The 4785-nt window shown below is 63.8% G+C and carries 3 protein-coding genes; all 3 read left to right on the forward strand.

The genetic code is table 11. The annotated features are described in order from the left end of the window. A partial coding sequence (locus tag A2I95_RS26055) for a hypothetical protein (RefSeq protein ID WP_291734586.1) occupies positions 1 to 1292 on the forward strand: 1292 nt, incomplete at its 5' end. 109 nt (positions 1293 to 1401) lie between these two features. Continuing rightward, positions 1402 to 3825: an FAD-dependent oxidoreductase gene (locus A2I95_RS26060; RefSeq protein ID WP_291734587.1), complete on the forward strand. Its 2424-nt coding sequence runs from the start codon at positions 1402 to 1404 to the stop codon at positions 3823 to 3825. Positions 3826 to 4069: 244 nt separating this feature from the next. Then, entirely contained in the window at positions 4070 to 4651 is a 582-nt protein-coding gene (locus A2I95_RS26065) for a nucleotidyltransferase family protein (RefSeq protein ID WP_291734588.1), read from the forward strand. The last annotated feature ends 134 nt before the right edge of the window (positions 4652 to 4785 follow it).

Here is a 4785-nt window from a genome sequence, read left to right on the forward strand (position 1 = left end):
CTGCGAGGATGGGCACCGTGATGCCGCTCAGCGCCTGGTATGTCACCGCCGCGCTGCTGGCCCCTTGCGGATATGTGCTGCAGGATGTGGTGGCTGACGCGATGTCGGTCGAGGCCGTGCCCCATGCGGATGGCCAAGGCCAGCCCCTGCCCGAGGCTGAGACCAAATCCCTGCACACCACCATGCAGACCTTCGGCCGCATCGCGCTGATCGGCGGCTCCAGCGCCGCCGCCGCGCTTAACGTTGCCCTGTTCGACGGCGCCGATGCGCTGCCGCAGGAGGGCAAAGGCGCGCTTTACGGCTTTGTCTTCAGTCTCGCTCTGCTGATCCCGGTGATCTCGCTTTCGGGCGTGGCCTTGGCGATCTGGCAGAAATGGCGCAAGGCTGCCCAGCTGCGCCGTGCCGGTGCCGCGGAGGCAGAGATCCGCGCCCGCATCGAACTCCCGCGTGAGCCGGTCACGCCAAATCACTGGTATTTCATCGGCGGCGGCGCCTTTGTCCTGCTCTCCCTCGCGGTGGGCCTTGGCGATGTGCCTTATTCGCAAGAAATCGTTTTTTCTGGTTCCATGGGCATCGTGCTGCTGCTGATGCGCCAGCTGGTGGCGGTCCTGCCCACGGACCAGGCCCGCGCCCTGATCGGCACCGCCATCATCATCTTTGTCTACCGCGCCACGCCCCTGCGCGGCCCAGGCGCCACCTGGTTCGAAATCGACGTGCTCGGGTTTGATCAGCAGTTCCTGTCGGTGCTGGCCCTGATCACCTCGCTGCTGACGCTGGCCGGCATGCTGATCTTCCGCCCGATGATGGCCAGCCGCCCGATCACCTGGATCGTCGCCTTCCTCGCCATCACCGAGGCCGTCCTCAGCCTGCCCAACATCGCGCTTTACTACGGCGCCCATCATTGGACCGCGGCGATGACCGGGGGCCTGGTTGATGCGCGCTTCATCGCCATGGTCGACACAGCCGTCGAATCCCCGCTGGGCCAGGTCGCGATGATCCCGATGCTCGCCTGGATCGCCCGCAACGCACCCTCGGGGCTGAAAGCCACCTTCTTTGCGGTCATGGCCTCCTTCACCAATCTGGCGCTGTCGGCCTCTAGCCTCGGCACGAAGTACCTGAACGAAATCTTCCTGGTGACCCGCGAGGTCACAGATTCGGCAGGCACCATCACCACTCCCGCCGATTATTCGCAGCTGGGCATGCTGCTTATCACTGTCGGCGTGATCCTCCTCCTGGCGCCGCTCACGGCAATATTTGTCATTCAGAACAGCCGATTCCGCACCTCCGAGTAACGAAACCGCAGCCTGACTGCCCGTATGCGGCACGCGGTGCCGTTTTTCTGCTGGACTACTGTTCACTTCTGTACAGAATGCAAGCAACACCTACTCAGGGGAGGCCCACATGAAAACCACCACCCGCGTGGCAGTTATCGGCGGCGGCGTCGTCGGCTGCTCAGTCCTGTATCACCTGACCAAGCTCGGCTGGTCCGATGTCATGCTGATCGAGCGCTCCGAGCTGACCTCCGGCTCCACCTGGCACGCGGCGGGCGGGTTTCATACGCTCAACGGCGACACCAACATGGCGGCGCTGCAGGGCTACACCATCAAGCTCTATAAAGAGCTGGAAGCGATCACCGGCATGTCCTGCGGGTTGCACCACGTCGGCGGCGTTACCCTGGCCGAGACCCAGGAACGTTTCGACATGCTGAAGGCGGAGCGGGCCAAGCACCGTTTCATGGGCCTGGAGACCGAGATTGTTTCCCCCGAAGAAATCAAGAAAATCGCCCCCGTCACCAACATCGACGGCATCGTCGGCGGGCTGTATGATCCGCTTGACGGCCACCTGGATCCTTCCGGCACCACCCACGCCTATGCCAAGGCCGCGCGCATGGGCGGCGCCACGATTGAGACCCACTGCAAGGTGGTTGAGACCAACCAGCGCCCCGACGGCACCTGGGACGTGGTCACCAGCAAGGGCACCATCCACGCCGAACACGTCGTCAACGCCGGCGGTCTCTGGGCGCGCGAAGTTGGCGCCATGGCCGGCGTCTATTTCCCGCTGCACCCGATGGAACACCAGTATATCGTCACCGACGAGGTGCCGATGATCGCCGAGATCATCGACGGCGGCGGCGAACACCCGCATGTGATGGACCCGGCCGGCGAAAGCTATCTGCGCCAGGAGGGCCGCGGTCTCTGCATCGGATTCTATGAGCAGCCCTGCAAACCCTGGGCAGTGGACGGCACGCCGTGGGACTTCGGCCATGAGCTGCTGCAGGACGACTTCGACAAAATCGAGGATTCAATCAACTTCGCCTACAAACGCTTCCCGGCGCTGGAGGCTGCGGGCGTGAAATCAGTGATCCACGGCCCCTTCACCTTTGCCCCCGACGGCAACCCGCTGGTCGGCCCGGTGCCTGGAATGCGCAACTACTGGTCGGCCTGCGCGGTGATGGCCGGCTTCAGCCAGGGTGGCGGCGTCGGCCTGATGCTGGCCCAGTGGATGGTCGAGGGCGAATGCGAGCGCGACACATTTGCGATGGACACCGCCCGTTTCGGCGACTGGATCACGCCCGGCTACACTCGCCCGAAAGTCATTGAAAACTATCAGAAACGCTTCTCCATCGCCTACCCGAACGAGGAGCTGCCCGCGGCCCGCCCCTTCCGCACAACCCCGATGTACGACATCTTTGATGGCATGGGCGCTGTCTGGGGCGCGCAATACGGGATGGAAGTCCCGAACTACTTCGCGACAGGCGATGAGCCGCGTTTCGAGACCCCGTCCTTCCGCCGCTCCAACGCGTTTGAGGCGACCGCACGCGAAGTCAAAGCAGTGCGCGAAGCCGTCGGCATTAACGAGGTCCACAACTTCGGCAAATACCTGATCAAGGGCACAGGTGCGCGCGCCTGGCTCGACCGCATCATGGCCGGCCGGGTGCCAAAACCGGGCCGCCTGTCGCTGACCCCGATGCTGTCCCCCAAGGGCCGCCTCATTGGCGATTTCACCATCTCTTGCCTGGCGGAAGAAGAATTCCAGCTCACCGCCTCCTACGGCTCACAAGCCTACCACATGCGCTGGTTCCTGCAAAACCTGGACGACGGAGCAACCCTCGACAACATCTCCGACACCCGCAACGGCTTCCAGATCGCAGGCCCCAAGGCGCGCGAGGTGCTGCAGGCCTGCACCCGGTCCGATATATCGAACATGCGTTTCATGGATGTGCGGCGCCTCACTGTGGGCATGGCCGACTGCATCGTGCAGCGCGTCAGCTACACTGGCGATCTTGGCTATGAGATCTATTGCGACCTGCCCTCCCAGCGCGCCCTGTGGGATGCGCTCTGGACCGCCGGCCAGCCCCACGGCATGAAACCCTTCGGCATGCGGGCAATGATGTCGCTGCGATTGGACAAGTTCTTCGGCTCTTGGCTGCGCGAGTTCTCACCCGACTACACTGCCGCGGAAACCGGCCTCGACCGCTTCATATCCTTCAAGAAACCCGCAGATTTCATCGGCCGCGCCGCAGCCGAGGCCGAAAGCAACGCAGGCCCCGCCCGCCAGCTCTGCGCCTTTGAGGTCGCGGCAGACGACGCCGATGTAGTCGCCTATGAGCCGATCTGGCTGGACGGCGCAGTCGTGGGCTTCTGCACCTCCGGCGGCTACTCGCACCACGCGCAGAAATCCATCGCGCTGGGGTTCGTTCCCACTGATAAAGCCGTTGAAGGCTTGGAGGTGGAGATCGAAATCCTCGGCAAGATGTACCAGGCCCGCCTGATCACTCAGCCGCTGTTCGACACAGACGGCGTCCGGATGCGCGGACAAGCCTGAAAAACACCGGATACAGGTCAGGCAATCTGACCTGTACCCAACCCGTTGCCACAGCAGCGCACGGTGACATGACGGCACTCCCGCAACGTATACGTCAGCACCTGCAACCGAATGTTTCGCGCGCGAAACATTCGGTCAACCTTACTGACCATTGCGGCTTTCGCTGGCCCCCGCTCTTCATCTTTGCAAAAATACTCCCGCCGGAGGCATCCGCCATTGCCGCCAAGAACCAAGGACGGGTTGCATGACCGCCATCGCCATTCTCCTGCTCGCCGCCGGCGCCTCATCCCGGATGCAAGGCCGCGACAAGCTGATGGAGGATGTGGACGGCCAGCCTCTGCTTGCCCTGATGTGCCGCCGGGCGGCGCTTACCGGTTTGCCAGTGTTCGTGACTTTGCCCAGCAAAGCCCACCCCCGCGCAGCCGCCACCGGCAGCGCGACCCCGGTCCCGGTTCCCGACGCGGCTGAGGGCATGGCCGCCTCGATCCGCCGGGGAATCGCAGCACTGCCTGAACAGACTCAGGCCGTTATGATTCTGCCCGCCGACATGCCGGAAGTTGTGACGCAGGACATGCTGCGCCTCGCCGCGCATTTCCACGGGGAGGACAGCCCGGTCCTGCGTGCCGCGTCGGAGGACGGCACCCAAGGCCACCCGGTGCTGTTTCCGCGCCGCTGCTTTGCGGCCCTGAACAGCCTTAGCGGCGACCAGGGCGCCCGCAGCATCCTGACATCCGAACCGGTGCAGATGGTGCCGCTGCCAAAGAACCATGCGCTGACCGATCTGGACACGCCCGAAGACTGGGCCGCTTGGCGCCTGCACCGCTGACACCCCCGCAAATGCAGAGAAGGCAGGGCACAAGACCCTGCCTTCCTGCGCTTTGCTCTTCTCTGCCGTTTCCCCCAAAACAACAGCAGCATTTCTCAATGCACGAGCAGATGCGCCTCGTGTTTCCGCAAGGA

Source organism: Leisingera sp. F5 (genome assembly GCF_001593695.1).

Excerpts from the sequence above, each read along its gene's own strand:
- A2I95_RS26060 (WP_291734587.1), top strand. The coding sequence starts at position 1,402 with ATGAAAACCACCACCCGCGTGGCAGTTATCGGCGGCGGCGTCGTCGGC.
- A2I95_RS26065 (WP_291734588.1), top strand. The coding sequence starts at position 4,070 with ATGACCGCCATCGCCATTCTCCTGCTCGCCGCCGGCGCCTCATCCCGG.